The sequence below is a fragment of the Stutzerimonas chloritidismutans genome (assembly GCF_020783375.1).
In the GTDB taxonomy this organism is placed as follows: Bacteria; Pseudomonadota; Gammaproteobacteria; order Pseudomonadales; family Pseudomonadaceae; genus Stutzerimonas; species Stutzerimonas kunmingensis.
In genome coordinates this window covers 1,495,962-1,521,599 of the sequence record NZ_CP086067.1, presented here as the reverse complement: position 1 = coordinate 1,521,599, position 25,638 = coordinate 1,495,962, and the positions used below count along the sequence as shown (strand labels likewise).

Here is a 25,638-nt window from a genome sequence, read left to right as displayed (position 1 = left end):
ACCATGAAAACAATCAAGCGCACCGCCCTGCTCGCCTTCGGCCTGGCCGCAACGTTCGGCCTCAACACTGCCTACGCGCAGAGTGAGCACGATGGTCATCATCCCGCCAACGCGCCAGCCGAACAGGCCGCGCCGCAGGCCAGCCAGCCCAAGCCCGGACAAAAGCAGGGCGACATGATGCAGGGCATGGACCACGACAAGATGCAGGACATGCACGACCAGCATATGGGTTCCGACCACATGAATCACGGCAGCATGGGCAACGGAAAGATGCAGAAGGACCTGCCAAAGGGCCCCGAACAAGGCAAGCCGCATGATCATTAAGACACTGCCGGTCGCCATCGCCCTCGCACTGGCTGCGACGGCGAGCCAGGCGCAGCAGGCCATGGATCATTCCGGACACGCCGGGCACGCTGCGCCAGCGGACCAGCGCCAGGTGGATCCTGGGCAGATGGATCACAGCCAGATGAACCATGAGCCCATGAACCAAGGCGGCATGGATCATCGCGATCACAGCAGCATGGATCACAGTTCAATGGCTCACCCACCGGTCACCGGCGTTGGCACTGGACAGGAGCCGCGCACGCCAATCCCTACGATCAGCGATGCTGACCGCGCCGCGGCATTTCCCGACCTGCCGCCTCATTCTATGCACCAGGGCGGCAGCAATTTTCTGTTCCTTGCCGATCAGCTGGAATGGCAGGACGCAGATGAAGGCAGCACGCTGGCCTGGGACATTTCCGGCTGGTATGGCGGCGACATCGACCGCCTCGCCTTCCGCTCCGAGGGTGAGCGCACCAATGGCCGCACCGAGGAGGCCGAACTTCAGCTGCTCTGGAGCCACACCATCGGCCCCTGGTGGGAAACCGTCGCCGGCGTGCGCCAGGACTTCAAGCCTGGTTCGCCACAGACCTGGGCCGCCTTTGGCGTGCAGGGCATGCCGCTGTTCGGTCTGGAAACCGAAGCCACGGCTTTCCTTGGCGAGGGCGGCCAGAGCGCGCTGCGCCTGGAGGCTGAATACGACATCCTGCTGACCCAGCGCTGGGTGCTGCAACCCACCGCGGAGGTGAACCTGCACGGGCGCAACGACGAGGCGCGCGGCGTCGGCTCCGGTCTCAGCGACGCCAGTGTCGGTCTGCGCCTGCGTTACGAGATAAGTCGTCAGTTCGCGCCTTATGTCGGCGTCAGCTGGGGCCGTGCCTACGGCAATACCGCTGACCTGCTGCGTGCCGATGACGAAGACGTCAGCGAGGCGAAGCTGGTAGCCGGTATTCGCTTCTGGTTCTGAGGCCCCACGTATGAAGACTGTCGTGGCGACACTGGCACTGAGCACCCTGCTGGTTGCAATCGGCGGCGCGCTGGTGGTGTATTCCGGCATCATCGATGTCGGCGCGGACGCCCCGCACAGCGCGCCACTGCAAGCCGTGCTGGAGACCACCCGTGAACGCGCCGTGGCCGTGCGCGCCCGCGACCTCGAAGTGCCGACGCTGGGGTCTGCGGAGCAGATTCGTTCCGGGGCGGGCAACTACGCGGCCATGTGCGTCGGTTGCCACCTGGCGCCCGGCGTCGAGCCGACCGAACTGAGCCAGGGCCTCTACCCCGCGCCCCCAACGCTTGCCGAGGACTCCCGCGACAACGACCCGGCCGCGACTTTCTGGGTCATCAAGCATGGACTCAAGTCCACCGGCATGCCGGCGTGGGGCAAGTTCATGGACGACCGCTACATCTGGTCGCTGGTCGCCTTCGTCGAACAACTGCCCTCACTCACCCCGCTGGAATACCAGACGCTGGTGGACTCTAGTGACGGCCACCAGCATGGTGGCGGTGAATCGGACATGCACGATCACAGCGGCCAGCATCCCGCTCCTGCCGCCGATCAGCAGCCGGCAGGCGCAGACCATCATCAGGGCGCACACGACGGCCATGCGCCGGCGCAATCAGAAGCAGTACCGGAAGCCGACGTACACCACCACCCGGACGGCAGCCGCCACGTGCATTGATGCGCTGCGCCATGAACGGCGCAATCGTCCTTCAAGCTGTTCGCTTCAGCGCTTCGCCTCGATCTGTCCGACTCGCTCCAGCCAACCCGACTCCAGGCGTGGCTGGTCGGTGTCCATGTTCCGCGCCTCCATCGCCTCGCGGTGACGATCAATCTCGGCAACCGAATCGCTGAGGCCGCTGGAGTTGCCATCGAGCCGATGCATCTGCGTCAGCCCCAGGTGATAGAAGCGCAGCAGGTTCATCGCATCCGGATCGCCCGCACTTACGCCTGCCTTGACCTGGTGCATCATATTGGTCACACGCATCAGGCTGCGCTTGAGCTGCCAGCCGTACACCGCCGCCGCCATCCACGGCTGCTGCCAGTACAGCCACCTGACGATTCCGATCGTCAGCGCCAGCCCGACGGCCACCCCAACGATATTCAGCCGCAGGTTGTCGCCACCAGGCTCACCGAACAGCGCCACGGCCAGGGTCGACAAGCCCATGGCGAGGACGGCAAAGGTCGCGGCGACGATCAGCGTGCTGCGCCGGGTCTGCTGGCGATAGGTTTCGGGGCTGAGCTGAACGATCTCGAATAGCACCACGGGGCGATGTCCTTGGCTGAGGCGGAAGATGAGCGGTGGCCATTATCACCTCAATCGGCGAGCGATGACTGACGCAGCGCAGTTTCTTCCGGGACCCGGCTATGCTGGAGCCGCCCCCAACTGGAGAACCCCATGCGCCGCCTTGCCACGCCCGCCGATCAGCAACGGGTCTATGACATCTACATGCACCCGGACGTGGTGCCCTACCTGGGCTTCGATCCCATGCCGCGCGAGCACTTCGGCAAGGTTTTCGAGCCGCTGTTCGAAAGCGCCGGCTTCTATGTCTTCGAAGACGACGGCATGGTGCAGGGCTTCTACAAGGTGCAGCGCCATCTGGGCCGTGCCGCCCATGTGGCCTACCTCGGCACCCTGGCCGTCGCGCCCGAGGTCAGGGGCAGCGGCCTGGCGCAGCGGATGATGCAGGAAGCCGTCGACAAGCTGGCCGCCAGCGGCATTCGTCGTGTGGAATTGACGGTGGAGGCGGACAACCCGCGGGCGATTGCTTTCTACGAGCGCTTCGGTTTCGGCTACGAAGGCACGCAGCGCGCCGCCTACAAGCGCAGCAGCGACGACGGCTTCGTCGACGAACTGATGTATGGACTGTTGCTGGGACCAGGGCTGGTCCCAGCGTAGGTACTGCGTCGTTCGTCAGCCCTTGAGCTTGCTGGTGATCTTCGCCACGTGCTCGCCCTGGTAGCGCGCGATGGACAGTTCCTTCTCCGAAGGCTGACGCGAGCCGTCGCCACCGGCGATGGTTGTGGCGCCATAGGGCGTGCCACCGTTGGTTTCGGAGATGTCGAAGAACTCGCTGATGCCATAACCGGTCGGCACGATGACCATGCCGTGGTGCGCCAGGGTGGTCCAGGTCGAGGTGATGGTCATCTCCTGACCGCCGCCGGTGCCGGTCGAGGCGAACACGCTGGCGACCTTGCCGTGCAGCGCGCCCTTGGCCCAAAGGCCGCCGGTGCGGTCGAGGAAGTTGCGCATCTGCCCGGACATGTTGCCGAAGCGGGTCGGGGTGCCAAAGATGATTCCGTCGTAGTCCGGCAGCTCGTTCGGATCGGCGATATCGGCTGGCTGATCGACCTTGCCGCCGGCGTTGCGGAAGGCGTCTTCCGGCATGGTTTCCGGCACGCGCTTGATCGTCACCTCCACGCCCGGCACGCGGCGCGCGCCTTCGGCGACGGCATTGGCCATCGTTTCGATATGGCCGTACATGGAGTGATAGAGCACGAGAATCTTCGCCATCTTGCTTTCCTCTTTCGGTGGGTGAGTCTGAATAAAGTTGTGGATGGGATAGCGCGCCAGACGGGTCGTTCCGACAGCAGGCGTCAGAGCGACTCGACCAGGACAACTTCGCTGTCTGCCACGGCCCTGATGCTCAGCCGTGTCTCATCACGCACGGCCACGCCATCGCCGGCGGCGACCGCAAGGCCGTTGATCTCGATCTGGCCGCTGGCCGGCACCAGATACACCCGGTGCCCGGCGCCAATTTCGTAGTCGGCGCTCTGCCCTGCTGCAAGCGTAGCCGCTGCCAGCCTGGCTTCAGCACGAATCGGCAGCGCCTCGTCATCGCCGGACAGGCCACTGGCGAGCGTGACGAAGGCGCCGGCACGCTCCCCGGTGGGGAACTGGCGAGTGCCCCAGGCCGGCGGCAGTCCGGTCTGCTGCGGGTGAATCCATATCTGGAAAATGCGCGCTTCCACATCCTCCAGGTTGTACTCGCTGTGCACGATGCCGGTGCCGGCGCTCATCACCTGCACATCGCCAGCGACGGTACGGCCGCGGTTGCCGAGGCTGTCTTCATGGGTGATGGCGCCCTGGCGGACGTAGGTGATGATTTCCATGTCCCGGTGCGAGTGCGGTTCGAAGCCCGATTGCGGTGCGATGCTGTCGTCGTTCCATACGCGCAGGCGGCCCCAGCGCATGCGCTCGACGTCGTGATAACCAGCAAAGGAAAAGTGGTGACGCGCGTTCAGCCAGCCGTGCTGCGCATGGCCAAGCTGGGCATATGGACGTAGTTCGATCATCTCGTTCTCCGCAGATCGGGGCACCGGGACGAATCCGGCCAATGAGGGAGATGATCCATTCAATCAGATCAATATTGTTTGCAATTTTCAGCCAATAACCATCGATGAAATCGATACGTATGCAGACGAACTGGCTTCGGCGATCTGGCGTAGCGACCAGTCTCTTGCCCGTAGCGCATTTACCTGCCACAAAGCGCTCCCCTCTTTCAGCTTTCAGGAAGCGCATGAATGAACGATGAATTGCTGGTCGAAGACATTCAGCTCGGCGATGGCAAAGCGGTGGTCAAGGGTGCGCTGATCACCACCCAATACCGCGGCACGCTGAGCGACGGCACGCTGTTCGACAGCTCCTACGAGCGCGGCAAACCCTTCCAATGCGTGATCGGCACCGGTCGGGTGATCAAGGGTTGGGACATCGGGCTGATGGGCATGCGGGTCGGCGGCAAGCGCCGGCTGTTCGTGCCGGCGCAGCTGGGCTATGGCGAGCGCCAGGTCGGCGCGCATATTCCGCCCAATTCGGATCTGCACTTCGAGATCGAGCTACTCGAAGTGCTGACCCGAGACGACTGATCAGCCTCTCTGACGACCCCTGCGGACCGCCAGAAAGTCGCGCGTATCAGGCCTCGCTGGCGAGGTCCGGACGCGCCACACCGTGGGGATACTGCTCCCGATAGCGCGCCAACCAGACGGCCCCGGCCGGATCTTCCCAGGCGTGACGGTGCAACAGCGCCATGCCATCCGGATCGTTCAGCAGGCGCCAGCGCGCCGCCTCGGCATCCGCGCCGTCCGGGCCGACCTCCAGCACCTGACCGAGGCGCTGCTCGCGCAAACGCTCGGCGCCGGTGACCACCCTGGCATGCCGGGCGCGCGCCATGGCACAGACCAGCGCGTTGTACAGCGGATCGACCACCGCCACGAGGAAGCCATGGCGCAAGGCAACCGCCTGGTTCTGCTGCTGGTACAGGTCGGTATTGGCCAGCTCGGTGGGCGGTGCGTATTCCTCCGGGATCAGGAACAGCTTGCTGCGCCGCGCAGCCAGGCCTAGACCGGTTCGGCTGGTGATCACCGAGACCGGCGCCGACAGGATCAGCGACACCACGATCGGCGCCAGCCACCAGAGAAAGGCTGCATCCAGCCAGGCGACCAAGGCCGTCCAGAGCACACCGATGACAATCTGCGAGCCGTGCCGGCGCAGCGCTTCGCCCCAGGGGGTGGCGTCGTCGCCGCGCTGCGGCGATTTCCACTGCACCGACCAGCCGAGGAACGCGGCGGTGACGAACACGCTGTGAAAGAGCATGCGCACCGGCGCCAGCAGCACCGAGAACAGCGTTTCGATCAGCATCGACAGCACCACCCGCAGCCGCCCGCCGTAAGCCTGGGCGCCCTGGATGCAGACCAGCAGCACACTGAGCAGCTTGGGCAGGAACAACAGCGTCATGGTCGCCGAGAACAGCGCGATGGCTTCCTGCGGGTGCCAGCGCGGCCACAGCGGGTAGAGCTGGTTCGGCTGCAGGAAGTACTCCGGCTCCATCAGCGTATGGATCGCCAGCAGGCCGGTGGACAGCAGCAGGAAGAGGAACCACAGCGGCGCCGACAGGTAGGACATCACCCCGGTAAGGAACACCAGGCGATGCACCGTGTGTACACCGCGCACCATGAACAGACGGAAGTTCATCAGGTTGCCATGGCACCAGCGACGATCGCGCTTGAGTTCGTCGAGCAGGTTCGGCGGCAGCTCCTCGTAACTGCCCGGCAGGTCGTAGGCGATCCACACGCCCCAGCCGGCACGGCGCATCAGCGCGGCTTCGACGAAGTCGTGGGAGAGGATCGCCCCGGCGAACGAGCCGGTGCCGGGCAACGGCGCCAACGCGCAGTGGTCGATGAACGGCTTCACGCGAATGATCGCGTTGTGGCCCCAGTAGTGCGATTCACCCAGCTGCCAGAAGTTGAGCCCGGCGGTGAACAGCGGGCCGTAGACCCGCGTGGCGAACTGCTGCAGCCGCGCATAGAGCGTGTCCATGCCCGACGCCTTGGGCGCGGTCTGGATGATGCCGGCGTTGGGGTTGGCCTCCATCAGTCGGACCAGGCTGGTCAGACATTCGCCACTCATCACGCTGTCGGCGTCCAGCACCACCATGTAGCGGTAGCTGCTGCCCCAGCGACGACAGAAGTCATCGATGTTGCCGCTCTTGCGCTTCACCCGACGACGGCGGCGACGGTAGAAGATGTGGCCGAAGCCATCCACCGCGCGGCACAACTCGACCCAGGCCTTCTGCTCGGCAACACAGGTGTCCGGGTCGTTGCTGTCGCTGAGCACGAAGATGTCGAAATGCTCGAGTTCACCGGTTGCCTTGAGCGACTCGTAAGTCGCGCGCAGGCCGGCGAACACACGCGGCACGTCCTCGTTGGCAATCGGCATCACCAGCGCCGTACGCGCCTCGGCCGGTATCGGTTCGGTGCCGGGGCTGCTGGCCGAGATGCTGTAACGGTCCTTGCCGCGAAGTAGCTGGAAGAAGCCCATCAGCGCGGTCCAGAAGCCCACCGAGACCCAGCAGAACAGCAGTGCGAAGAGCAGCAGGATGCTCGTCTGCACCACATAGGGAAGGATCTGCCGGGCCGATTCGGACAGCGGCTGGACGAACACTTCCTGCATGTCGACCAGGAACCAGCCCTGATACGGCAGCACCGCCTTCATCTGCCAGGTGGCGAATGCCGTCTGCCCGAGCATCAGCAACAGCAGCGCCGCACGGCGCAGGGCCGCGACCCGACGCCAGCGCGCCTCGTCGAGCGGCTGCGGACTGGGCTCGAAGTGACGCCGCGGCGGCGTGCGACCCAGCATCCGGCGCCAGCCACGGCGCAGGATATTGGTATGCCAGGGCTCCGGCACCATGCGCGTGCGCACGATCGGCGGGGTCGACTGCACATAGGCGCGCCCCTGGTGATCCTCGGCGATCACGCCGGCGCGGTCGAACAGATCGCCCCAGCCCAGCCGCAGTCGCGCAATCACCGAATCGAGCAGACGCCGCGACGGGCTGCGCTGCGCGCTGGTCTCGGCAGACAGTTCATCATGCAGCGCGAACAGGCCGCCCCGCTCGGCCGCCTGCCGGTATCTGGCCGGGTCCTCGGTTTCGTTCAACGCCAGGCCGTCGCAATAGCTTTGCGTCAGGCCATTCACTGCATGCTGCTCATTCATGGGGAGGAATCTGGTAGGTCCAGGTTTCGGAAAGGGTCTTGTCGCCGTCGACCAGCGCTGCACGCATCTCGACCGGGCGCGCCGGGTCGCGCACCTTCACGCGCAGCGTCAGGCGCCAGCCCTTGGTGACGGTGTTGTAGCGCAGGTTGTTTTCCACCAGCTCGGCATTGTCATCGACGCTGACGCGCGTGCTGACCGGCGCATCCTCGGCGAGCTTCTCCAGCACCGGCCCGACGAAGTCCACGACCAGCGCCGTGCTGCCGTCAGGCTGGCGGATCAGGTTGGCCTGCTTGACGTCGCCGGTGGAGATACGGGTCTGCTGCACCCACGCCAGCTCAGGATCGTGCAGGCTCGGTTCGTCCATGGAGAAGTGCAGGCGGTATTCCAGATCCAGCGACTGGCCGGGCTCCGGCTGCTTTTCCGGCGACCAGAAGGCGACGATGTTGTCATTGGTCTCGTCAGGCGTCGGGATCTCGACCAGCTCGACATGGCCCTTGCCCCAGTCGCCACGGGTTTCCACCCAGCCGCTCGGGCGCAGCTCGTAGCGGTCGTCCAGGTCTTCGTACCGGTTGAAGTCGCGGGTCCGCTGCATCAGCCCGAAGCCGCGCGGGTTCTCCACGCTGAACGCACTCACGGCCAGCCGCTTCGGATTGTTCAGCGGGCGCCAGATCCATTCGCCACTGCCGGCATGGATCGCCAGACCCTCGGAGTCATGCAGCTGCGGACGGAAGTTGGTGACATTGCTCGGCTGGTTGGCGCCGAACAGGAACATGCTGGTCAGCGGCGCAATCCCGAGCTTGCCGACCTGCTCGCGGAGAAACACCTTGGCCTGCACGTCCAGCGTGCTGTCCTTGCCCGGCGTCAGCACCATGCGATAGGCGCCGGTGGCGCGCGGCGAATCGAGCAGCGCGTAGATCACCAGGTTGCGCCGATCAGCCTGCGGCCGCTCGACCCAGAATTCGCGGAACCGCGGGAACTCCTCGCCCACTGGCAGTGCCGTGTCGACCGCCAGCCCGCGCGCGGAGAGCCCGTACCACTGGCCCTTGCCGATGATGCGGAAGTAGCTGGCGCCGAGCAGGGTCATCACCTCGTCCTGCTTGTCCTTCTTGTTCAGCGGATAGAGCACCTTGAAGCCGGCGAAGCCCAGCCCCTCCAGCGAGGCCGGGTCGATGTCGACACCGCCGAACTCGAACATCGACGGGTCGTAGCGAATCTCGCGCACTTTCGTCGCGGTGATTTCATTGATGCGCACCGGCGTGTCGAAGTGCATGCCCTGGTGATAGAACTGCAGATGGAACGGGGTTTCGACGTCCTTCCAGTAGGCATGCTCCGGGTTGAAGCGCACGCGCTGGTAGTCGGCGAATGCCATCTTGCGGAATTCGTCGGGCAGGTTGCTCACCGGCTCCTCGTAACCGCTGGCAGCCAGTTCCTGAGCCCGCTTGGCCACATCGTCGAGGCTGAACGCCAACGCATTGCCGGCCATCAGCATGCACAGGCCACCCGCCAGACCGGCCAGCATGCGCGCCGGCTGATTCCCCGTGTTCCATTGAAAAATGCGTAACACACCGCCTCCGAATTACACGTTTGTGCAGAGTTCGCTCTGCTTCGCTGTTTCTGATCGCCTACAACCCACGTATTCCGCCGCTTTGCTCTACAGCGCGGCTGCGGTCGTGGGCTGGATGCAGATCGCCATACAGAAAAAAGTCTTACAACAACTCGAATCGCACGCTTTGCACCGACCGCGAGTCGAGCCCCAACTGGACTTCGAACTCGCCGGGCTCGGCCACGTAGTTGAGTCGCGCGTCAGGAAACTTCAGATCGTCCTCGCCCAGTTCAAAGCGCACTACCCGCGACTCGCCTGGCTCTAACATGAGCTTTTCGAAGCGCTTGAGTTCCTTGATCGGACGTACGCTAGAGCCGACCAGATCCTGCAGATACAGCTGCACTACCGTCGCGCCGGCGCGTGCGCCAGTGTTCTTTACCGTTACGCTGACCTCCAGAATCTGGCCGCGTTTCAGCTGATGTCGTGAAAGCTGCGGCTTCGCCAGCTCGAACTCGGTGTAGCTCAGGCCATAACCGAACGGGTACAGCGCACCGTTGGGTTCTTCGAAATACTGCGAGGTGTAGTTGCCAGGGCGACCCTCGACGTAGGGTCGGCCGAGTCGCGGGTGGTTGTAGTAGGTCGGAATCTGGCCAACCGAGCGCGGAAAGGAGATCGGCAGTTTGCCGGACGGGTTGTGCGCACCGAGCAGCACCTCGGCAATCGCGTGCCCGCCCTCGGTGCCGGCGAACCAGGTTTCCAGCACGGCATCCGCGTTGTCCTTGACCCAGCCCAGTTGCAGCGGCCGGCCATTCATCAAAACCACCACCAGCGGTTTGCCGGTGGCAGCCAGCGCTTCGAGCAGTGCCTGCTGGCTGGCCGGCAGCGTGAGACTGGTACGGCTAGAGGATTCGTGGGACATGCCACGTGACTCGCCCACCGCAGCAACGATCACGTCAGCCTCGCGCGCGGCACGCACGGCCTCGTCGATCATCGCCTGCGGCGGGCGCGGGTCCTGCGTCACTTCCGGGCGATCCCAGTTGAGAAAGTTCAGGTACTCGATCAGTCGCGGATCGTCTGTGACGTTCGCGCCACGGGCATGGATGACCCGGCCGGAATCGCCCATTGCTGCCTCGAGTCCCTGACGCAGCGTCACCGTCTGTGCCGCCACACCGGCCGCCGACCAGCTGCCGAGCATGTCAACGTGGGAATCGGCCAGCGGGCCGACCAGCGCGATGGTCGCGTCCTTGCCCAGTGGCAGCGTCTGCTGACGGTTCTCCAGCAGGACCAGCGAGTCGCGCGCCACTTGCCTTGCCGCCTGGCGATGCAGGCGGCTTTCGGCATTGACCTCGACGGGATCGTCCGCCGCCTTGCCGATACGCCGATAAGGATCATGGAACAGGCCGAGGTCGTACTTGGCACCGAGCACACGCCCCACGGCCTGGTCGATCAGCTCTATCGGCACCTCACCGCGCTCGACCAGCCCCGGCAGTTCCTGCAGATAAAGCGAGTCATGCATGCTCAGATCGATACCCGCCTCGATCGCCAGGCGCGCAGCCTCGCGCCCGTCGCGAGCCACGCCGTGGCGCAGCAGTTCGTCAATGGCGCCGTGGTCGCTGATGTTCAGCCCACGGAAGCCCCAGTCGTCGCGCAGCAGGTCGCGCAACAGCCAGCGGTTGGCGCTGGCCGGCATGCCGTTGACGGTGTTCAGCGCGATCATCACGCCGCCTGCGCCGGCGTCCACCGCGGCACGGTATGGCGGCAGATAATCCTGATGCATACGCTGCGGGCTCATGTCGACCACGTTGTAGTCGCGGCCCCCTTCCACCGCGCCGTACAGGGCGAAGTGCTTGACGCTGGCCATCACGCTGTCCACGGCGCTCAGGCGCTCACCCTGATAGGCATGCACCAGCGTGCCGGCGATCTGCGAGACCAGGTAGGGATCTTCGCCGAAGCCTTCGGAGGTTCGGCCCCAGCGCGGATCACGGGTGATGTCGACCATCGGCGCAAAAGTCAGGTCCAGGCCGTCGGCGCTGGCCTCTATGGCCGACACGCGGCCGCTCAGGGCGATGGCCTCGAGATCCCAGCTCGACGCCAGCGCCAGGCTGATCGGGAAGATGGTGCGGTGGCCGTGAATGACGTCGTAGGCGAAAAAGATCGGAACGCCCAGGCGACTGCGCAGCGCAGCATCCTGCATGGGGCGGTTGTCGGCGCGGGTGACCGAATTGAAGGTGGCGCCAATGCGTCCGGCAGCGATCTCCTCGACGATCCGCTCGCGCGGCATGTCGCCACCGATGCTGATCAGGCGCAACTGGCCGATCTTCTCCGCCAGGGTCATGCGCTCGAGCAGGGTTTCGATCAGCGCCTGCCGGTCATCCAGCGGCAACGCGGGCTGTGCCGCACAGGGGAACGAGCCCATCGCGCTGGCAAGCAGGACAAACGGCAACAGCCTTTTCATCATCACGTTCCGCAACCCCATTCGTTGAACCGATCAGCCACACACAGACACACCCATCGCGCCGCCTGTGAAAGCCGATCGCAATGGGTTGAAGACTATTTTTAAAGTTCGATGGTGCCGTCGAGATAAAGCACGGCCTGCCCGGCCACCATCACACGATCCGCCTCGACCCGGCAGTGCAGGATGCCGCTACGTTTCGAAGCCTGCAGCGCCACCAGTTCGTTGCGCCCAAGCCGCGCGGCCCAGTAGGGAGCGAGCCCGGCATGGATGGAGCCGGTAACCGGGTCCTCGTCGCCGCCGTTGGCTGGCCAGAAGTAGCGCGAGACGAAATCCTGCTCGCTGCCTGCGGCGGTCACCACCACGTCCAGTGGGGCCAGCGTACGCAGCGCATCCAGATCGGGAGCCAGCGCCCTGACCTCGCGCTCGTCACGGTAGACGGCGAACCACGCCTGCGAGCTGCGCAGCACCGCTTCCGGCTCGCACCCAAGCCCCTGCAACAATGCCGCCGGCGGTTCGGCAACTGGTTCCGGCGCGCGGTTGGGAAAGCTCATTTCCAGCATGCCATCAGCCCGTCGCTGCACCGCCAGGTCACCCACGGCGGCAGCGCGGAAGGTCAGCGGTGCCTGAGCCAGGCCCGCTTCCAGCAGCACAAAGGCGCTGGCCAGCGTGGCATGGCCGCAGAAGTCGATTTCAGTCAGTGGCGAAAACCAGCGAATGTGAAACGCCCCGTCCGCTTCGCGTACGAAAAAGGCCGTTTCAGAAAGGTTGTTTTCGGCGGCGATGGCTTGCATCAGCTCGTCCGACAGCCAGGTTTGCAGGGGTATCACTGCCGCGGGATTGCCCCTGAAGCGCTCGGCAGTGAAGGCATCTACCTGGAACATCCGCAATTTCATGTTTGCACCCTGTGCACGGTCAAGCGACCGCCGCCTACTCTAACCGGGCTGACGGGGTGCTAGCCAGTGGTGCGTGAAGGCTGAAGGGCCCGGAATCCGTCCGGTTCACCTACTTGCGGCAGCGCCGCGCATCAGCCCAGGGCAAAGGGCAGCAGCAGCGCGATCAGGATGCCCAGCAGACTCATGCCCAGCGCGGCGAAAGCGCCGCATTCGTCACCCTCTTCCAACGCCCTCGCCGTACCGATGGCATGCGCGTTGATGCCATAGCTGAGGCCCCGCGCGGCGGGATGCTCGACACCGGCCCAGCGCAGCAACAGCGGCCCCAACGCGGTGCCGATAACGCCGGTGAGCATGACGAACACCGCCGCCAGCGAGGCCAGCCCGCCGAGCTGCTCGGCCACCAGCATGGCGATGGGCATGGTCGCCGACTTCGGCGCCAGGCTCATCAGCACCGGCAGCTGCGCGCCCAGCGCCCAGGCGATCACCAGCGTCAGCACCACGCTGAGCACGCCGCCCACAGCCAGGGTAATGACGATCGGCCAGAACAATTGCTGAATCCGCTTGAGGTGACGATGCAGCGGCACCGCCAGCGCCACGGTTGCAGGCCCCAGCAACATGGCGATCAACGCGGCGCCCTCGCGGTAGCGCGCGTAGTCCAAATCCACCAGGGTGAGCGTGCCGACTACCAGCAGCATGCCGATCATCACCGGCTGCAGAACCAACCAGCCGCTACGCCGATAGAGCATCAGCGCGAGTTGGAAAGCGATCAGCGTCAGCGCCACGGCGAAGAGCGGGTGCACCACAACGGCCGCCCAGGCCGTGCGCCAGTCGAGAACCGTCATGCCTGATCCTCCCGCTTGAGGTCGAGCCGGCGAATCAGTCGCTGCATCAGCCAGCCGCAGAACGGCACGGTGATCAGCAACGACAGCACCAGCCCGGCGGCGATGGCAGGCAGGTCATCCAGCAGCGCGGCGCCGCTGGTCATGATTCCGGCGGCGGGCACGATGAGCAGCAGCGGCAGGTATTGCAGCAGCAGCGCCGCGGTCTTCTCCAGCGACTCGGGAATGCTGCGGCGCAGCAACAGGAGGCCGAACAGCAACAGCATGCCGATGATCGGCCCAGGCAATGCCGGCAGCAGCACCAGATTGATCAGGTTGCCGAACAGTTGCAGCAGCACCAGCCAGGTCAGGCCCTTGAGAATCATCGACGGTGCTCCATTGGCGGCAGGTCAGAAATCATGACGACAGCTCCTCAGTGCGTGGCAAAAGGTTTCGACTATGGCTTTGTTGGCAGCGGCGCAACAGATGCAGATTGGCACTAAAAAAGCAGATCAGCCGATCCCGAAACGTTCCACTGATACAGGTCAACCCATTGTCCGAAGACGTTGCAGGACAGGCAACCGATGCTCATCTGATCTGTATTTTGGCTGTTCATCTGAGTCTGTTATGCAGCACCACCGGCAGGGATCATCCGCTTCGCCTGAAATGCCTATGGGGCGAAGCCTAATGACCGACCGCATACCCGCGCAGATCATCGAAACCGTTGATCCCAGCCAACCGATCCGCCTGACGCCCGCGCAGAGCGGCGGGCCCATTCATACGCGCAGTTTCAGCGGCCGCTTCCGCAACCTGCGCCTGTTGGGTGGCGCGCTGCTGATGCTGCTCTACTTCGGCACCGTCTGGCTGAACTGGAACGGGCGCCAGGCGGTGCTGTGGGATCTGGACCGGCAGCAGTTCCATATCTTCGGCGCCACGTTCTGGCCGCAGGATTTCATCCTGCTCTCGGCGATTCTGATCATCGCCGCGTTCGGCCTGTTCTTCATCACCGTGCTGGCCGGGCGCATCTGGTGCGGCTACGCCTGCCCGCAGAGCACCTGGACCTGGATGTTCATGTGGGTGGAAAAGATCACCGAGGGTGATCGCCTGCAGCGCATCAAGCTCGACGCCGCGCCCTGGTCGCCCGCCAAACTGCTGCGCCGTGCCGCCAAGCACACGCTGTGGCTGGCCATCAGCCTGGCCACGGCGCTGGCCTTCGTCGGCTATTTCACCCCGGTACGCGAACTGGTGGCCGACCTCGCCCGCTTCGAGCTCGGCGCGACCACCGGTTTCTGGCTGCTGTTCTTCACTGCTGCGACCTACATCAACGCCGGCTGGCTGCGCGAACAGGTGTGCCTGCACATGTGCCCCTACTCGCGCTTCCAGAGCGTGATGTTCGACGCCGATACCCTACTCGTCTCCTACGACACAGCCCGTGGCGAGAACCGCGGCGCGCGACGCAAGGGCAGCGACCCGCGCGCGCAGGGCCTCGGTGACTGCGTCGACTGCACGCTGTGCGTGCAGGTCTGCCCCACCGGCATCGACATCCGCGACGGCCTGCAGCTGGACTGCATCAGCTGCGGTGCCTGCATCGACGTCTGCGACAGCGTCATGGACCGGATGGGCTACGACCGCGGCCTGCTGCGCTACACCTCCGAGCGCGCGCTCAAAGGCGGCGCTACCCGCCTCTTGCGGCCGCGCCTGATCGGATATGCCGTGGCGATGACGGCGATGATCGCCGCCTTCATCTGGGCACTGGACGCGCGGCCGCAGCTGCAGCTGGACGTCACCCGCGACCGCACCCTGTACCGCGAGAACATGCAGGGGCAGATCGAAAACATGTACCGCCTCAAGCTGATCAACAAGACCCAGCAACCGCGCCGCTACGCGCTCGGACTGGAAGGCGGGCCGTTCGCACTGCAGGGACCGCGGGAGATCGCCCTGGCCCCGGGCGAGATCGCCGACCTGCCGGTCAGCGTTGCGCTGCTCGACAACGCCCGCGACTTCAGCCGCGAGCTGCGCTTCGAGGTCAGCGACCTGGCCGAGCCGAGCAGCCGGGTGAGTACACCGAGCACCTTCGTCGCCCCCATCGCGGCGCTACGCCAGTAGACTGGCCATGCCCAACCGCCACGGCCCGGACACGATGAAGCGTTACGAGAAATTCGCCGACGAGATTGCCGAACTGATCCGCAGTGGCGTGCTCGCGCCGGGAGAAAAGGTGCCCTCGGTGCGCCACGCCAGCCGCACCTACGGCGTCAGCCCGTCCACCGTGTTCCAGGCCTACTACCTGCTGGAAGACCGCGGGCTGATCCAGGCGCGGGCGCGTTCGGGCTATTTCGTCCGCGAACATGCCAAGCGCCCGTTGCACGAACCGGACATCAGCCTGCGCCCGGCGGAAACCACCGATGTCGGCGTCAGCGAGCTGGTGTTCTCGGTGCTCGCCTCGCTGCGCGACCCGGCCACGGTGCCCTTCGGTTCTGCCTTTCCCAGTCCCGAGCTGTTTCCCCTGCAGCGCCTGGCGCGCTCGATGGCACAGAGCGTGCGCGACATGCCGGCACGCGAGGTGATTGCCGAGATGACCGCCGGCAACCCGGACCTGCGCCGGCAGATCGCCCTGCGCTACATGGTCAGCGGTGTGATGCTGCCGATGGACGAACTGGTGATCACCACCGGTGCGATGGAGGCTCTGAACCTCTGCCTGCAGGTGGTGACCGAACCGGGCGACCTGGTGGCCATCGAGGCGCCAGCGTTCTACGCCACGCTGCAGGTACTGGAACGGCTCAAGCTCAAGGCGGTGGAGATTCCGGTGCACCCGCGCGAAGGCATCGACCTCGACATCCTCGCCGATCGCCTCGCGCACTTGCCGATCAAGGCCTGCTGGTTCATGAGCAGCCTGCAGAACCCGCTGGGCGCGAGCATGGGCGAGGCGAAGAAGCAGCAGCTCTATGAGCTGTTGCAGCGCCATCAGGTGCCGCTGATCGAGGACGACGTCTACGCCGAGCTGTACTTCACCCGCGAGCCGCCCAAGCCGGTGAAAAGCCATGACCGCGAAGGTCTGGTGATGCACTGCGGCTCGTTCTCCAAGAGTCTCGCGCCCGGTTACCGCGTCGGCTGGGTTGCCGGCGGTCGCTATGCCGAGCAGATCGCCCGGCTCAAGCTGATGACCACCATCTCGCCGTCAGTGCCGGCGCAGGCCGCCATTGCCGATTACCTGCAGCACGGCGGCTACGACCGTCACTTGCGCAAGCTGCGCCATGCGCTGGAGATGCAGCAGGGCGCGATGCTCGCCTCCGCGGCCCGCCATTTCCCAGCGAGCACGCGAGTCACCCGGCCCAGCGGCGGCTACTTTCTGTGGTTCGAATTTCCCGAGCAGGTGGATTCGCTGCAGCTGCTGCAACTGGCGCTGGCCCAAGGCATCAGCCTGGCGCCAGGGCCGATCTTTTCGGCGACCCAGCGCTTTCGCAACTGCGCGCGGCTGAATCACGGCCATCCATGGGACGCCCGCAGCGAGCAGGCGATGGAGTTGCTGGGCAGGATGCTGAAGTCGTTCTGAGGCACGGTGCCGAGATGTTCAGTCGCAGTCTTGTGGCTGTCCGCCTCGGGCCTTCATCAAGTACATGCGTTCATCGGCCTGCTTGAGCAGCTGGGCCTCCACATCACCGTCCTCGGGATAGAGCGCGGTGCCAATGCTCAAGCCGATTGCGAGGCTGTGCTCGGCAATCTGCATCGGCTGCTCGAAGGCCGCGCGGATCTTGTCGACGACGCGGCGGGCATCCTCTGCCTCGGCGATGCTTTCCAGCAGCACCACGAACTCATCGCCACCCAGCCGCGCCACGGTATCGGTGTCGCGCACGCAGTGCGTGAGGCGATCGGCCACTGCGCGCAGCAGCTGGTCGCCACCGCTGTGTCCGTAGGTATCGTTGACCTGCTTGAAGCGATCCAGATCCACGTAGAGCAAGGCGACGCGTCCGCCATTGCGCCGCACCCGCGCCAAGGCCGTGTCCAGGCGATCGCGAAAACAGGCGCGATTCGGCAGGCCGGTGAGTTCGTCGTACTGCGCCATCCGGTGCAGGCGTGCATACAGCTGCTTGCGCTCGATTGCCGTGACCACCTGCACCGAGACGAACTGCAGCAGCTCCTGATCCTTCTCGGTGTAGGGCGCGGCCGTGCTCTTGAGCAACAGCACGCCGATCACCCCCTCGCTCGAACTGAGCGGCACCCCCAGCCACCAGGCATGGGTATCCCCATCACCGAGCGGAAGCGCCAGCGCTGGCATCGAGTCCGCATTGAAGCGCAACGGCTGCGCGCCATGCAGAACGGAGAAACACAGGGACGCCGCAGGTTCCGCTGGCAGCCCGGCCGAATCGAGCGCCAGCGCCTGGTAGGGATAACTCAGCTCGCCGCTGGCAGCATTGCGGATGGCCACGATGAAATCGTCCACCGGCAGGAGCTGGGCGATGGTCAGATGGATCTGCTGATACAGCGCTGCGAGGTCCTTGGCCCCGTGCGCCGCCTCGGAGATCGAATAGAGCGCCGCCTGCATCGCTTCGGACTGCTTGCGCTGGGTGATGTCGCGCGCCACGCCGATGCGCAGCTTGTTATCGGTCGACCAGCAGGCCGACCACATGATGTGCACCACACCGCCGTCCTTGCGCACGTAACGGTTCTCGAAGTGCAGCAGCGGCTGATCAGCCATGACTTCCTTGGCGGCGGCCAGCGTCCGGGCACGGTCTTCGGGATAGACCATCTCGATCATCCGCTTGCCGAGCATCTCCTGCGGGGTGTAGCCGAAGATGCGCTCGCAGGCGGCGCTGACGTAGACGAAGTTGCCCTGCGCATCGACCACGCAGATGGCATCCAGCAACAAATCGATGACACTCGCCAGAGGCGCGTAGCTATCCGTCTTCACAGCGGCAGACCTACTTCGGCCATTGGGCACGGGCCTGGCGATCGGGGCGGCGCCGTCGCGCGGCTGATCGCTCGTTCCCATGCCCTAAGCATCGCCCAAATCCGCAGCGGCCGCGCTGTTTTTTTATTGTCCGGCTCCCTCCACCCAGCGCGGATAGTAGCCGAGCGAAGCCTGGGTGTTGGCATCCTGCAGCGCGATAACGTCCTCTGGCACATCGCCGGCGTCCCGTTCCAGTCGGTCGCCGCGAAAGAAGAAGCGGCGGCCATCGGCAAGCGTGAGGAACAGACCGACCGCCCCATGGCCATCCAGCGGCACCAGCACGACCTGGCCATCGCCGAACAGATCCAGGCTGCGACGGTGCTCCCGATAGGGGCTCGCCTGGAACTCCAGCGACTGCCAGCGGACCGGGTGGCGAAACTGGCTGGGCAACACCGCTGGCGGCGTGGCAGCCTCCAGATAGCCCAGGCTATCCGCGCTGGCCAATACCGGTACCTCGGGATAGTCGACCAGCCCCGAAGCGTGCTCCCAGCGCACGCAACCCAGCACGATACGATCAATCGCCAGTCCGTCCCCCTCCAGCTGATCGCGCACCGGGCGCACGTCCGCGTAGCGCTTGATTCGCCAAGGCACCTCGGCGTCCAGCTGCGCGTCGATCTGTCGACCGAGCCCGGTTCCAAACAGCAAGCGGCTGCCGCGATGCTCGATCAGAATCGCGATGTGCTGCGTGGGCGGCGCCTCCTGCCAACCGTTCCGTCCCAGCAGGAAGTCGCCACTGTCGCTCTGCGCCGTCTTCACCAGGCTGAAGCGCAACCCTTGCGCAGCCGAAGCATCTTCGACGAAGCCAAACAGGGAGACTGCCAGCCCGATCACCAGCAGCAGCGATGTTCCGATCCGTCGGCCCAGGTGCCGGTCCAGCTCGCCGGGCATCCGACCATTCTGCACGTTCATGGCGTCACAACCCCGGCATGCCGACATAACCCGGCAGCGCGCGGACGCGGGCGAACCAGGCCTGCAGCGCCGGATAGGCAGCCAGATCGAGCCCGCCGTCTCCGCCCAGCGCGACGTTGGGGTAGACGGCGATGTCGGCGATGGTCGGTTCGCTGGTCTGCGCCAGCCAGGCGTGCTGCGCAAGGTGCCGCTCGAGCGTACGCAGGGCGCTGGCGGCACGTGCCTGCGCCAGCGGCTCGTCGATCGGCCGGCCGAAGAGCTTGCCCAGACGCACGGTGGCCGGGCCATGCTGCACCTCGTTGGCGGCAAAACTCAGCCAGTTGGCGATGTGGCCCTGGGTTTCGGCGTCCTGCGGATACCACTCATTGGCATAGCGCTGGGCCAGATAGACCAGGATTGCCTGGGAATCGCCAAGTCGAAAGTCGCCGTCCTCGAGCACCGGAATCTGTCCGCGCGGATTGATTTCACGGAACGCCGGCTGCTTGTGCTCGCCCGCAAGCAGATTCACCGGCACCAGCTCCACCGGCTGGCCGATCAGGCTGAGAAACAGACGAACCTTGTGGCAATTGCCGGATAGGGTCAGGTCGTAAAGCTTCATGGTGTTGCCCTCGTGATTGGCTGCGACTGGATAATAGACAGACCTGTCTGTACACTTCAAGCACCAACGCAAATCTACCCCAACTGGAGCAAGCCGCGAGCGCTCCCGCATAATGTCGAACCACAGGAGGTATCCATGGCATCGAACAAGCGCGACCAGTTGCTCAACACCGCAGAGAGTCTGTTCTATCGCGAGGGTTATCACGCCACCGGCATCGATCGCATCCTGGCCGAATCCGGCGTGGCCAAGATGACGCTGTACAAGCACTTCAAGTCCAAGGACGAGCTGATCCTGGCCGTGCTGGAAGCGCGCCACGAGCTGATGCTGACGCGCCTGCGCGAGCGTGCCACCAGACTGCCGCCGCGTGAGGCGCTACTGGGAATTTTCGATGGATTGCACGGAATGATTCACGGCAACGACGCCTTCTGCGGCTGCCTGTTCATCAACGCAGCGGCCGAATATCACGACCGCGACCACCCGATTCACCGCCGCTCCTCCGCCTACAAGGCAGAACTGCTGGCCTACCTTCGCGAGCTGCTGGAACGCCTGGATGCGCCACAGCCGATGCAGCTGGCGCGCCAACTGCAGTATCTGCTCGAAGGCGCGCTGAGCATGGCGCATATCGAAGGGCCGGGCGAGCAGGCGCGGGACGCGAAAGTCGCCGCCGAACGACTGCTCGAGGCCGCCGGCATCTAGGCGCGCCGCAGCGGGCGCGCCCTCTTGCCGTTCAGAGGGTGCCGGCTTCGTCTTCCCGGACCTTGAACCAGGCGGCATACAGGGCTGGCAGGAACAGCAGCGTCAGCGCCGTGGCGACGATCAGGCCACCCATGATCGCCACCGCCATTGGCCCGAAGAAGATACTGCGCGACAACGGAATCATTGCCAGCACCGATGCCAGCGCAGTCAGCACGATGGGCCGGAAGCGGCGCACCGTGGCATCGACGATGGCGGTGAAGCGCGCCTGACCGGCACCGATGTCCTGCTCGATCTGATCCACCAGAATCACCGAGTTACGCATGATCATCCCCGACAGCGCGATGGTGCCGAGCATCGCCACAAAGCCGAACGGCTGCCCGAACAGCAGCAGGAACAGTGCAACACCGATGATGCCCAGCGGCGCGGTGAGGAACACCATGGCCGAGCGCGAGAAACTCTTGAGCTGCGCCATCAACAGGGTCAGCACGACGATGACGAACAGCGGCATGCCGGCATTCACCGAACGCTGGCCGCGCTCGGAGTCCTCCACCGTTCCGCCGACCTCGAGCAGATAGCCGCCGGGCAACTGATCCCGGATGTCGGCCAGGGTCGGCTCGATCTCACGCACCAGTGCCGCCGGCTGCTGCTCTCCGTACACATCGGCGCGCACGGTGACCGTCGGCAGGCGGTTGCGGTGCCAGATCACGCCCTCCTCGAAGCCGTACTCAAGCGTCGCCACTTGCGACAGAGGCACGCTGCGCCCGCTCTCGGTTGGGATAGCCAGGCTCGGCAGCATCGACAGCTCAAGCCGCTCGCGCTCGGTGCCGCGCAGGAGGATCTCGATCAGCTCGTTGTCCTCGCGGAACTGGCTGACGCTGCTGCCGGTGAAGGTGCGCCGCAGGAAGCCGGACAGCTCGGCGGTGGTCACGCCCAACGCCCGGGCACGATCCTGATCGACGTTGAGCCGGACCATCTTGCTCGGCTCCTGCCAGTCCAGATGGACGTTGGCCACGTGCGGGTTCTCGTTGACCTTGGCAGCGACCTGACGAGCCAGCCCACGCACCACGTCGATATGCTCGCCGGTGACACGGAACTGCACCGGATAGCCCACCGGCGGGCCATTCTCCAGTCGCGTCACGCGACCACGCAGGCTCGGGAAGTCCTCGCGCATACGCTCGATCAGCCAACTGCGCAGAGCCTCGCGGGATTCGATGCTGTCGGCCAGCACGACGAACTGGGCGAAGCTGGTCGCCGGCAGCTGCTGATCCAGCGGCAGGTAGAAACGCGGCGAGCCGGTGCCGACGTAAGCCACGTAGTTGTCGATGCCGGCCCGTTCCTTGAGTAGCTGTTCCAGCCGCGCCACCTCCGCTTCGGTCGCCTTCAACGAGGCGCCTTCGGCCAGTTTGAGATCGACCATCAGCTCCAAACGGCCGGACGCGGGGAAGAACTGTTGCGGCACCAGGCGGAACAGCACCACCGCGGCGGCGAAGATCGCCAGGGTGAGCAGGATGACGGTCTTGCGCCGGCGCACGCAGAAGGTCACCACGCGACGCACTCGCTGGTAGAACGGCGTTGCGTAAGGATCGTGGCCTTCACTGCTCGCGCCGTGCTTGTGTGCCGATTTTTTGGCCAGGTCCGGCAGCAGCTTTTCGCCGATCAGCGGCACGAACATTACAGCGGCGATCCAGGACGCGATGAGCGAAATGGCGACCACCTGGAAGATCGAACGGGTGTATTCGCCGGTACTGGAATTGGCAGTGGCGATCGGCAGGAAACCCGCCGCGGTGATCAGCGTGCCGGTCAGCATCGGGAATGCCGTGCTGGTCCAGGCGAAGCTGGCGGCCTTGAGGCGGTCGTAGCCCTGCTCCATCTTGATCGCCATCATCTCCACCGCAATGATCGCGTCGTCCACCATCAGCCCGAGAGCCAGGACCAGGGCGCCAAGGGAGATCTTGTGCAGGCCGATGTCCAGATAGCTCATGGCGGCGAAAGTCATCGCCAGCACCAGCGGAATCGACAGCGCGACCACCAGCCCGGTACGCACGCCTAGCGAGAAGAAACTCACCAGCAATACGATCACCAGCGCTTCGATCAACACCTTGACGAACTCACCGACGCTGGTCTTCACCGCAGCGGGCTGATCCGAGACCTTGCGCAGCTGCATCCCCGCCGGCAGCTCCTGCTGCAGGCGGGCGAACTCCTGCTCCAGTGCCTCGCCCAGCACCAGGATGTCGCCACCGCTTTTCATCGAAACCGCCAGACCCAGGGCCGGCTCGCCCATGAAGCGCATGCGCGGCGCGGGCGGGTCGTTGAAGCCGCGATGCACCTCGGCGACATCGCCGATACGGAAGGTGCGGCCGGCAACGCGGATGGGGAAATCACGAATCTCCTTGACCGTCTCGAAACTACCGGTGACGCGCAGCTGCACCCGATCGCTGATCGTCTCGACGAAACCGGCTGCCGTTACCGCGTTCTGCGCCTCCAGCGCCTGGCGCACGGCTTCCAGCGGGACGCCGAGCGTGGCCAGTTTGACGTTGGAGAGCTCGATCCAGATCTTCTCGTCCTGCAGGCCGATCAGCTCGACCTTGCCGACGTTCTTCACCCGCTGCAGCTGCAGCTGGATGCGGTCGGCGTAGTCCTTGAGGATCGCGTAGTCGAAACCTTCGCCGGTCAGGGCGTAGATGTTGCCGAAGGTGGTGCCGAACTCGTCATTGAAGAAGGGCCCCTGTACACCCGGCGGAAAGGTGTGCTGGATGTCGCCGATCTTCTTGCGAATCTGGTACCAGAGGTCGGGAATGTCCTTCGAGCGCATCGAGTCGCGTGCCATGAAGGTGACATTGGATTCGCCCGGTCGGGAGAACGAGACGATGCGCTCGTACTCGCCGGTTTCCATCAGCTTCTTCTCGATGCGCTCGGTGACCTGGCGCGATACTTCCTCGGCGGTAGCGCCCGGCCATTGCGTCTGGATGACCATGGCCTTGAAGGTGAATGGCGGGTCCTCGCTCTGGCCGAGCTTGCTGTACGACAGCGCGCCGATGATCGCCAGCAGCAGCATCAGGTAGACGACGATCTGCCGGTTCTGCAGCGCCCAGGCGGAGAGATTGAAGCGCATCGCGATTACTCCTGGGCGGCCAGCTCGACGGGGCGATTGTGGCGATCCACCGGGCGAACCGGCTGGTTATCGCTGAGCATCTGCACCCCGGCCAGGACGATCCAGTCGTCGGCGTCGAGCCCTTCGAGGACTGGCACCAGCTGTTCGCCGAAGGGCCCGGTCCGAACCTCGACCCGCTCGACGGTGGAATCGGCTCTGAGCCGCCAGACATGCGCCCGGCCCTTTTCCGCACTCAGAGCTGACAGCGGCACCGCCAGCGACACTTCGCCATCGCGGCGAATGCTCACCAGCGCGCTCTGCCCCAGCTCGGCCGGCACCTCCTGCTCGCTGAAGGCAACGCGCGCGGAATAGGTCCGCGACTGCGCATCGGCGGCTGGCGAGAGTTCGCGGATCTTGCCGAGATAGTGGCGCCCCGGTTGCGACCAGAGTTCGACCTCGACTTCCTGGCCAACCCGGTAGCGCTCCAGCGACTGCTCCGGCAGATCGATGGCCACTTCCCGCTCGCCATCCGTTGCCAGTACGAACGCGGTCTGCCCCGCAGCGACCACCTGCCCCACCTCGACTCGGCGCTGCGCGATCAAGCCATCGCTGGTGGCGCGCAGTACCGCGTAATCGACCTGATTGCTGGCCACATCGAATTCGGCGCGCGCCTGCTGCAAACGAGCAGCCGCGGCGCGATAGGCGTTGTCGGCGTTATCGAACTGCGACTGACTGACCAGCTGGCGACCGAGCAGCGCCTTGTAGCGGTCATGTTCCGCTTTGGCAACGCGCAGATTGGCTTCTGCGGCCGCCACCTGCGCGCGCATGCCGTCCAGTTGCAGCCGCACGTCCTGCGGATCTAGACGTGCCAGGGGCTGGTCCTTGCGTACGCGGTCGCCCGCTTCGACCAGCCGCTCGACGACCTTGCCGCCGATGCGGAAGGCCAGCTCAGGCTCGTAGCGCGCGTGCACTTCGCCGGGATAGCTCTCGCGTGCTTCGCTGGCCGGCTGCGGCTGCACCACCATGACCGGACGAGGCAGTTGCTGCGGCGGCTCGCCATTGCCGCAGGCGACTAGAACAAGTGCACAACCGAACATAGAGGCAAGGGACAAGGCATGTCGGAACACGATGAAGTCTCTCTGTCGCGAAGCGGATTGGAATACTTATACTGCGCGGTATAGTAAAAATACCGTACCAGCCAGTCCACTATTAAAACGCCCATGACAGAAATCCATTCCGTATCGCCTGGCCCCGGTCGCCCGAAGGACCCCGCCAAGCGCGAGGCGATCCTCACTGCCGCGCAGGTGTTGTTCCTCGGCAACGGCTACGAAGGCAGCAGCATGGAGGCCATCGCCGCCGAAGCTGGCGTTTCCAAGCTCACGCTGTACAGCCATTTCAAGGACAAGGAAGCGCTATTCAGCGCAGCCGTGAAGACCACCTGCGAGACACGCTTGCCGAGGCGGCTGTTTCAGGTGGAGGAAGATTGCGATATCGAAGAGCTGCTGCTGGCGATTGGCGGCGCCTTCAATGAACTGGTCAACAGCCCCGAGTCCATCGGCCTGCATCGGGTGATGGTGGCAATGGCGACGCAGAATCCGGGGCTGGTGAAGATGTTCTTCGATGCCGGCCCGCAACAGCTACTGTGCGATCTGCAACAGCTGTTCAGCAGGGCCGACGCGCTGGGCTTGTTGGAGATCGACGACCCACTGCGCGCCGCCGAGCATTTCTGCTCGCTGATCAAGGGTGCCCAGCATTTCCGCCTGCTGGTCGGCTATGCCGAAGCGCCAACCGATGAGGAAGGCAACCTGCACGTGCGGGACGCGGTGAGTGTATTTCTGCGCGCCTACCGCCGCTGAACTGAGCAAGCGAAAGGTTCGCGGAC

General features: G+C 64.9%; 23 protein-coding genes. 9 read left to right on the top strand and 14 right to left on the bottom strand.

Features of this window, described 5'->3' with window-relative positions; genetic code table 11:
• Positions 1–3: 3 nt before the first annotated feature.
• The 3 genes from LLJ08_RS07085 to LLJ08_RS07075 are packed head-to-tail and all read left to right on the top strand — an operon-like array spanning position 4 to position 2,000.
• Complete coding sequence (locus tag LLJ08_RS07085) at positions 4–324, top strand: hypothetical protein (protein ID WP_228208561.1); 321 nt, start codon at positions 4–6, stop codon at positions 322–324.
• Positions 314–1,288 carry a copper resistance protein B gene (locus tag LLJ08_RS07080; protein ID WP_228208560.1) on the top strand — a complete coding sequence of 325 codons (975 nt, stop codon included), beginning with the start codon at positions 314–316 and terminating at the stop codon, positions 1,286–1,288. The genes LLJ08_RS07085 and LLJ08_RS07080 overlap by 11 nt, the downstream gene beginning before the upstream one ends.
• 10 nt (positions 1,289–1,298) lie before the next feature.
• A complete protein-coding gene (locus LLJ08_RS07075; RefSeq protein WP_228208559.1) occupies positions 1,299–2,000 on the top strand; it encodes a c-type cytochrome in 702 nt (233 codons plus the stop codon).
• 45 nt (positions 2,001–2,045) lie between these two features.
• On the opposite strand, the gene LLJ08_RS07070 is transcribed toward LLJ08_RS07075, so the two are convergent.
• Positions 2,046–2,585, bottom strand: coding sequence for a DUF3087 domain-containing protein (locus LLJ08_RS07070; protein WP_228208558.1), 540 nt, complete (start codon positions 2,583–2,585; stop codon positions 2,046–2,048).
• A gap of 132 nt (positions 2,586–2,717) precedes the next feature.
• On the opposite strand from LLJ08_RS07070, the gene LLJ08_RS07065 reads away from it, so the two are divergent.
• Positions 2,718–3,218, top strand: a complete 501-nt coding sequence (locus tag LLJ08_RS07065; RefSeq protein ID WP_228208557.1) for a GNAT family N-acetyltransferase — start codon at positions 2,718–2,720, stop codon at positions 3,216–3,218.
• Between the two features lie 15 nt (positions 3,219–3,233).
• Here LLJ08_RS07065 and wrbA read toward each other — a convergent pair whose 3' ends face one another.
• Positions 3,234–3,833 carry an NAD(P)H:quinone oxidoreductase gene (wrbA, locus tag LLJ08_RS07060; RefSeq protein ID WP_228208556.1) on the bottom strand — a complete coding sequence of 200 codons (600 nt, stop codon included), beginning with the start codon at positions 3,831–3,833 and terminating at the stop codon, positions 3,234–3,236.
• A gap of 83 nt (positions 3,834–3,916) precedes the next feature.
• Complete coding sequence (locus tag LLJ08_RS07055) at positions 3,917–4,615, bottom strand: pirin family protein (RefSeq protein ID WP_228208555.1); 699 nt, start codon at positions 4,613–4,615, stop codon at positions 3,917–3,919.
• A 228-nt stretch (positions 4,616–4,843) separates the two neighbouring features.
• Between LLJ08_RS07055 and LLJ08_RS07050 the strand changes: the two genes are divergently transcribed.
• Positions 4,844–5,185: an FKBP-type peptidyl-prolyl cis-trans isomerase gene (locus LLJ08_RS07050; protein ID WP_014820962.1), complete on the top strand. Its 342-nt coding sequence runs from the start codon at positions 4,844–4,846 to the stop codon at positions 5,183–5,185.
• A 46-nt stretch (positions 5,186–5,231) separates the two neighbouring features.
• Here LLJ08_RS07050 and mdoH read toward each other — a convergent pair whose 3' ends face one another.
• The 6 genes from mdoH to LLJ08_RS07020 all read right to left on the bottom strand — a co-directional run bounded on the left by mdoH (position 5,232) and on the right by LLJ08_RS07020 (position 13,903).
• Positions 5,232–7,808 (bottom strand): glucans biosynthesis glucosyltransferase MdoH, encoded by a 2,577-nt coding sequence (gene mdoH / locus LLJ08_RS07045; RefSeq protein WP_228208554.1) that lies wholly within the window; start codon positions 7,806–7,808, stop codon positions 5,232–5,234.
• Complete coding sequence (locus tag LLJ08_RS07040) at positions 7,801–9,327, bottom strand: glucan biosynthesis protein G (RefSeq protein WP_228208911.1); 1,527 nt, start codon at positions 9,325–9,327, stop codon at positions 7,801–7,803. The genes mdoH and LLJ08_RS07040 overlap by 8 nt, the downstream gene beginning before the upstream one ends.
• A gap of 187 nt (positions 9,328–9,514) precedes the next feature.
• Entirely contained in the window at positions 9,515–11,806 is a 2,292-nt protein-coding gene (gene bglX, locus LLJ08_RS07035; protein ID WP_228208553.1) for a beta-glucosidase BglX, read from the bottom strand.
• Between the two features lie 101 nt (positions 11,807–11,907).
• On the bottom strand, positions 11,908–12,687 hold the full coding sequence (locus tag LLJ08_RS07030) for a PhzF family phenazine biosynthesis protein (RefSeq protein ID WP_104097203.1): 780 nt from the start codon (positions 12,685–12,687) through the stop codon (positions 11,908–11,910).
• A 143-nt stretch (positions 12,688–12,830) separates the two neighbouring features.
• Complete coding sequence (locus LLJ08_RS07025) at positions 12,831–13,541, bottom strand: LrgB family protein (protein WP_041014529.1); 711 nt, start codon at positions 13,539–13,541, stop codon at positions 12,831–12,833.
• A complete protein-coding gene (locus LLJ08_RS07020) occupies positions 13,538–13,903 on the bottom strand; it encodes a CidA/LrgA family protein (RefSeq protein WP_023446782.1) in 366 nt (121 codons plus the stop codon). Before LLJ08_RS07020 ends, LLJ08_RS07025 begins: the two co-directional genes overlap by 4 nt.
• 301 nt (positions 13,904–14,204) lie before the next feature.
• Between LLJ08_RS07020 and ccoG the strand changes: the two genes are divergently transcribed.
• Positions 14,205–15,623, top strand: coding sequence for a cytochrome c oxidase accessory protein CcoG (ccoG, locus tag LLJ08_RS07015; protein ID WP_014820969.1), 1,419 nt, complete (start codon positions 14,205–14,207; stop codon positions 15,621–15,623).
• A 34-nt stretch (positions 15,624–15,657) separates the two neighbouring features.
• Complete coding sequence (mapR, locus tag LLJ08_RS07010; RefSeq protein WP_003300787.1) at positions 15,658–17,067, top strand: GntR family transcriptional regulator MpaR; 1,410 nt, start codon at positions 15,658–15,660, stop codon at positions 17,065–17,067.
• 18 nt (positions 17,068–17,085) lie between these two features.
• Here mapR and LLJ08_RS07005 read toward each other — a convergent pair whose 3' ends face one another.
• The 3 genes from LLJ08_RS07005 to LLJ08_RS06995 form a co-directional block, all read right to left on the bottom strand.
• Positions 17,086–18,423: a sensor domain-containing protein gene (locus LLJ08_RS07005; protein ID WP_228208552.1), complete on the bottom strand. Its 1,338-nt coding sequence runs from the start codon at positions 18,421–18,423 to the stop codon at positions 17,086–17,088.
• A gap of 123 nt (positions 18,424–18,546) precedes the next feature.
• On the bottom strand, positions 18,547–19,350 hold the full coding sequence (locus LLJ08_RS07000; protein WP_228208910.1) for an MBL fold metallo-hydrolase: 804 nt from the start codon (positions 19,348–19,350) through the stop codon (positions 18,547–18,549).
• A 25-nt stretch (positions 19,351–19,375) separates the two neighbouring features.
• A complete protein-coding gene (locus LLJ08_RS06995; RefSeq protein ID WP_044314380.1) occupies positions 19,376–19,969 on the bottom strand; it encodes a glutathione S-transferase family protein in 594 nt (197 codons plus the stop codon).
• Between the two features lie 135 nt (positions 19,970–20,104).
• Between LLJ08_RS06995 and LLJ08_RS06990 the strand changes: the two genes are divergently transcribed.
• Positions 20,105–20,665: a TetR/AcrR family transcriptional regulator gene (locus LLJ08_RS06990; protein ID WP_104097200.1), complete on the top strand. Its 561-nt coding sequence runs from the start codon at positions 20,105–20,107 to the stop codon at positions 20,663–20,665.
• Positions 20,666–20,696: 31 nt separating this feature from the next.
• On the opposite strand, the gene LLJ08_RS06985 is transcribed toward LLJ08_RS06990, so the two are convergent.
• On the bottom strand, positions 20,697–23,777 hold the full coding sequence (locus LLJ08_RS06985; RefSeq protein WP_228208551.1) for an efflux RND transporter permease subunit: 3,081 nt from the start codon (positions 23,775–23,777) through the stop codon (positions 20,697–20,699).
• 5 nt (positions 23,778–23,782) lie between these two features.
• Complete coding sequence (locus tag LLJ08_RS06980) at positions 23,783–24,883, bottom strand: efflux RND transporter periplasmic adaptor subunit (RefSeq protein WP_125896979.1); 1,101 nt, start codon at positions 24,881–24,883, stop codon at positions 23,783–23,785.
• 93 nt (positions 24,884–24,976) lie between these two features.
• On the opposite strand from LLJ08_RS06980, the gene LLJ08_RS06975 reads away from it, so the two are divergent.
• Positions 24,977–25,612: a TetR/AcrR family transcriptional regulator gene (locus tag LLJ08_RS06975; RefSeq protein WP_044315248.1), complete on the top strand. Its 636-nt coding sequence runs from the start codon at positions 24,977–24,979 to the stop codon at positions 25,610–25,612.
• Positions 25,613–25,638: the final 26 nt, after the last annotated feature.